Annotated in this window: 4 protein-coding genes and 1 tRNA gene; 3 read left to right on the top strand and 2 right to left on the bottom strand. The window is 52.3% G+C overall.

Annotated features, from left to right (window positions below; genetic code table 11):
• On the bottom strand, nt 1–253 hold a 253-nt coding region (locus tag AC1HCM_RS05245), incomplete at its 3' end, for a thiamine phosphate synthase (RefSeq protein ID WP_479460715.1).
• A 28-nt stretch (nt 254–281) separates the two neighbouring features.
• Here AC1HCM_RS05245 and AC1HCM_RS05240 point away from each other — a divergent pair.
• The 3 genes from AC1HCM_RS05240 to AC1HCM_RS05230 all read left to right on the top strand — a co-directional run bounded on the left by AC1HCM_RS05240 (nt 282) and on the right by AC1HCM_RS05230 (nt 3,386).
• Nucleotides 282–368: transfer RNA gene (locus AC1HCM_RS05240), tRNA-Leu, on the top strand.
• Nucleotides 369–774: 406 nt separating this feature from the next.
• On the top strand, nt 775–2,781 hold the full coding sequence (gene nrdD / locus AC1HCM_RS05235) for an anaerobic ribonucleoside-triphosphate reductase (protein ID WP_479460714.1): 2,007 nt from the start codon (nt 775–777) through the stop codon (nt 2,779–2,781).
• Entirely contained in the window at nt 2,772–3,386 is a 615-nt protein-coding gene (locus AC1HCM_RS05230; protein WP_479460713.1) for a radical SAM protein, read from the top strand. The genes nrdD and AC1HCM_RS05230 overlap by 10 nt, the downstream gene beginning before the upstream one ends.
• Here the strand turns inward: AC1HCM_RS05230 and mnmL are convergent.
• Nucleotides 3,318–4,295: a tRNA modification radical SAM protein MnmL/YtqA gene (gene mnmL / locus AC1HCM_RS05225; protein ID WP_479460712.1), complete on the bottom strand. Its 978-nt coding sequence runs from the start codon at nt 4,293–4,295 to the stop codon at nt 3,318–3,320. The genes AC1HCM_RS05230 and mnmL overlap by 69 nt on opposite strands.
• Nucleotides 4,296–4,450: the final 155 nt, after the last annotated feature.

Genomic DNA, 4,450 nt, shown 5'->3' with positions numbered 1-4,450 from the left:
GAAGATGAACCCCGTCAGCGGAAACTGCGACAGCAACGTCAAACCTCTCGTTCACTATAAAGAGGGCTTCGTACTTCCTTGTAAGCTCCCTTACTTTTAAGGATAGCTCGTAGAGCTCCTTTCCGCTAAGGTCCTTCTCCCGGAGCTGGACCATCCTGACTCCCTTCTTGAGTATCTTCTCCAGTGTGGAGAAAAAGTCGTCGCCGTACTTCTTCCTGTCCGTTATAGCGTATAGTCTTGGCAGCTCTTTCATCCTGGTTTATAATATAAAGCTCACAAAAGCCGGAGTGGCGGAACTGGCAGACGCGCCGTCTTGAGGGGACGGTGCCCTTCGGGGCGTGCGGGTTCGACTCCCGCCTCCGGCACCACTCAAAAAGAAAATGAAGAAAGCATTCGCTACCCTAATAGACATAAGCAAAGCTATAACGGCAGGGCTCTTTATTTCTCTCGCATTCGCTATCTTATATGAGGGGAGGTATCCTGATGAATGACCTGTTTTTGATGCTCATAATAACCTTCGCCCTGCTCATAGGCTCGTTCGTTGTCCTTTCCAAGCTTGCAGGAAGGGAAACAAGGGGAGCTGTAAAGCGTCATCTTTAAGGGAAGAGGACGGGAGGTCTGTAAGTATAATTCCTGCACCATCACAACAAACGAAACAATAAGACAGCACATACACTTAAATCGCTCAGGTTTAAGTCGTTGAGAGGAGATTAAAAAATAAATATTGATAAACAAATCATAAATTCTAAAATACATGGAAAAGAGGAGGTGAGCATGGAGAGAGTTTCTACCTACCTGATAGACGAGTACCTGAGGTCGGCGGACCTTGCAAAGCACAACGCAAACCTCGTTTACTCCCTACCCGCCATGGCAAACATACTCTCGGGTGAGCTTATGAAGGAGTATATGCTTAGGGAGATACTCACGGAGGAAGAGAGGCTCATGCACGAGGAGGGGTGGTGGTATCAGCACCAGCTCGCTCTCCTTGGTCCCTACTGTATAGGCTTCTCAGCCAGAGATATAGCCCTGAACGGACTCACCGCAAACACGAGGGTGATGCCCCGCTCAAGACCACCGAGGAGGCTCAGGAATCTCCTTGACCAGTGCGCCAACTTCATCTGTCTCATATCTCAGGAGGTTGCGGGAGCGGTAGCCCTCAATGACCTTATAACCGTTGCCGGCTCTTACGTTTGGTATGAGGAAAGGTGCCACGGCAGGAAATATTCACAGGATGAGATAGCCCACGCCTTCCAGAGCTTCCTTTACAACGTCAATCTCCCCTTCAGGAGTGGTAACAGCCCCTTCACGAACGTGACCCTTGAGTTCGGTAAGCCTGCTCCCTCACTGAGGGATGAGTACGTTGTTGTCGGAGGACAGGTTCTTGAAAGCAGGTACTCTGATATACCCTCGGATATATACGACAAGGTTTCTCTGGGCTTCCTTCAGGCTATGTGGGAGGGAGATGCGGACGGAAGACCCTGGACCTTCCCTCTGATAACCGTTCAGATAACCGACGACTTTGACTTTGATGACCCTGTCTTCCTTGAATTCTTGGAAAACATGGACAGGCACGGAGGAGCTTACTTTGAAAACTTCATGAGCAAGCCCTTCCTTGAGAGAGGACTTGAGCCAAGGGACCCCAGCCTCCAGAGGAGCTTCTGCTGCCGTTTTCAGGTGGATATGGGCGAAGTTCTGAGGGTCTCCAACACAGGTTCGGTCTTCGGAAACGCCTCGGGAGTTGGTTCAATCGGGGTGATCTCAATAAACTTCAACAGGCTTGGCTGGATACACAGGGGAGACAGGGAGGGGCTCTTCAGACACCTTGAGGATATTCTCCAGAAGGCAAGGAGCGTTCTCAACAAGAAGAGAGAGTTTATTCAGGAGCACAGGGAGCTCTACCCAACCTTCTTCTACTACATGAAGGACCTCTCAACCCTCTTCAACACTATATCCCTTCAGGGAGGTCACGAGGGCTTGATAAACTTCGGGTTCGCTGAGTACGACTCCTCGGGTAGACTTCTTGAGGACAGATCTGGTCTCTTCCACCCGGATGGTCTCTCCTTTGCCGAAGAGATCTCGGACTTCATCCTTTCCAAGCTCAGGGAGTTCATGGAGAGGGACAGGGTTCCCTGGAACTTTGAGTACGCTCCTGGGGAGACCGCGGGACCAAAGCTCGCCCGAAAGGACCTTGAGTTCTTCAAAGATATCTCGGAGGGAAAGGGAGAAAGGTACAGGCTCTACAGGGAGTTCTGGGAGGGGAAGGTAAACGGAGTTCCTCCCTACGTGAAGGGAAGCATAGCGGGCTCGGGGGTTTTTCTAACCGCCGGCTTTCAGCCTCCCTATGACCAGTCCTCCCTTGGGAGACAGCTTGAGGTATCGGCGAGGACCCAGCTCTTTGCAACGGGTGGGAGCATCCAGCACATCTTCCTCAACGAAAAGCCCGACAGGTACGCAGCAAGGGACTTCATAAGGAGGCTCTTTGGAAGCCTTCCGGTCATATACATAACCCTCACACCCACGATGAGCGTGTGCAACTCCTGTGAGACAAAGATAGTGGGTGAAAGGTTCAGCTGTCCTTACTGTGGCTCAGAGGACACTACCGTTTACTCAAGGGTGATAGGCTACTACAGACCGATAGCGAGGAAGGTTAGGAAGGCAAACAGCGAAAGACATATCTACGAAGGTGAGGAGAACTACTGGCAGGGAGGCAGGAGGGCGGACTGGGTGAGCAGGAAGAAGGCTGAGATTGAGGAACTCATGGAGGCTCTCCGATGGGACTGATGTTTGCCTCCTGCCTAATCTCTACGAAGGACGGTCCGGGCAGGTGGAGCCTAGTCCTCTTTCTTGAGGGCTGTAACTTCAGGTGCAGACACTGTCACAACTGGAGGCTCGTTCTGGGCGAGGAGAAGAGCTTTATAACCCAGAGGGAAGTCCTCTACGAGATAGCCACAAATCCCGTGATAGACACCCTTGTCCTCTCAGGGGGTGAGCCCACCGTTCACAACACCACAAAGCTGAGGGACTTCATATTCAGGGCGAAGGACAGGAACCCCCTTCTGAAGGTAAGGGTTGACACGAACGGCTACCTGCCCTCCGTTCTTGAGAAGCTGAGAGACATTGTGGACGGCTTCGCCGTTGATATAAAGGCACCTCCTGGAAGATCTGAAAAGTACAGCTACACCGCGGGGAGAAAGGTGGATACCGCCCGCATAGTTGAGAGCGTTAGCATAGCGGATGGACTGCCCCTGACTATATACCGGACGCCGAGCTACCCCTGGCTCACCGAAGAGGAGGTAGCTGAGATAGAGGACTTCACCTCATCCCTTAAGTCTTCCTGGTTCCTCAACGAGTTCCTTGAGGTCCCCTCCTGCCCCTTCAACACCTGACCTCGCCCCCTGACGGCTCCCCCTCCTGAGGAGCTCCCCCTCAATGGAAGCTATCACCTCAAGCTTCCTCTCGTAGGTGCAGTAGTCCGGTGCAAGTAGGGCGGGAGGCTTTGCCTCAGCGGTGAGCCTGTGGACCACAACGCTCTCGGGAATTATCTCAAGCATGTCCGCAGCGAAGGAAGCGTACTCTTCAAGTCTCAGGGGTCTGAACTCACCCCTCAGGTAGGAGCGGGCGAGCCGAGTATTCCTCATGACGTAGATGGGGTGTATCTTTATACCCTCCGCCCCGAGAGCACCTATCAGCTTAGCCGTCTCTAAGAAGTCTTCCCTTTCCTCGCCGGGAAGACCTACTATAGTGTGTATGCATACCTTGAGACCTCTTCTCTTAGCCCTCAGGGTCGCGTCCACCAGGTCCGATATACCGTGTCCTCTGTTTATCCTCTTCAGAGTTTCGTAGTTGGCGCTTTGGAGCCCGAACTCAACCCACACCTCAAGCCCTCTCTCCCTGTAGCCTGCAAGGAGGTCAAGGACCTCCTCCGGTGCGCAGTCGGGTCTCGTGCCAACGTCAAGTCCAACGACGTCCTCAAACTCAAGGGCTGTATCGTAAAGCTCCCTCAGGTATGAGACATCACCGTAGGTGTTAGTGTAGGATTGGAAGTAGATGAAAAAGCCGAGCTTCCTGCCGTACCTCTCCCTTGCCCCCCTTATACCTTCCTCTATCTGAGACCTCAGGTCCGTCCTCGGTGAGAGGTGTTCAGGTCTTGAGCCCTTGTAGCAGTAGCTGCAGCCCCCGCGTCCCTTCGTCCCATCTATGTTGGGACAGGTGAAGGGCAGTGCAACGGGTATCTTCCTTATCCTCTTTCTGAACCTCTCCCTCGCGTAGTCCCTGAAGAAGTGAATCCTCTTCATACCAAGCCTCTTTTGTGACCTAAATTACTTGATAAAACTGCGTTTTATGTATATAATTATATTACGATGATTTACTCAGATACTGTCAGGTACGCTCTTCTGGCTCTGGCATATCTGGCTATGCACAGGGATAGGCTCGTCAAGGCTGAGGAGAT

This window comes from Hydrogenivirga sp. (assembly GCF_056450045.1).
The sequence above is the reverse complement of the archived record's forward strand: the minus strand, read 5'-3'. Positions and strand labels throughout refer to the sequence as shown.

Excerpts from the sequence above, each read along its gene's own strand:
- AC1HCM_RS05230 (WP_479460713.1), top strand. The coding sequence starts at position 2,772 with ATGGGACTGATGTTTGCCTCCTGCCTAATCTCTACGAAGGACGGTCCG.
- nrdD (WP_479460714.1), top strand. The coding sequence starts at position 775 with ATGGAGAGAGTTTCTACCTACCTGATAGACGAGTACCTGAGGTCGGCG.
- mnmL (WP_479460712.1), bottom strand. The coding sequence starts at position 4,295 with ATGAAGAGGATTCACTTCTTCAGGGACTACGCGAGGGAGAGGTTCAGA.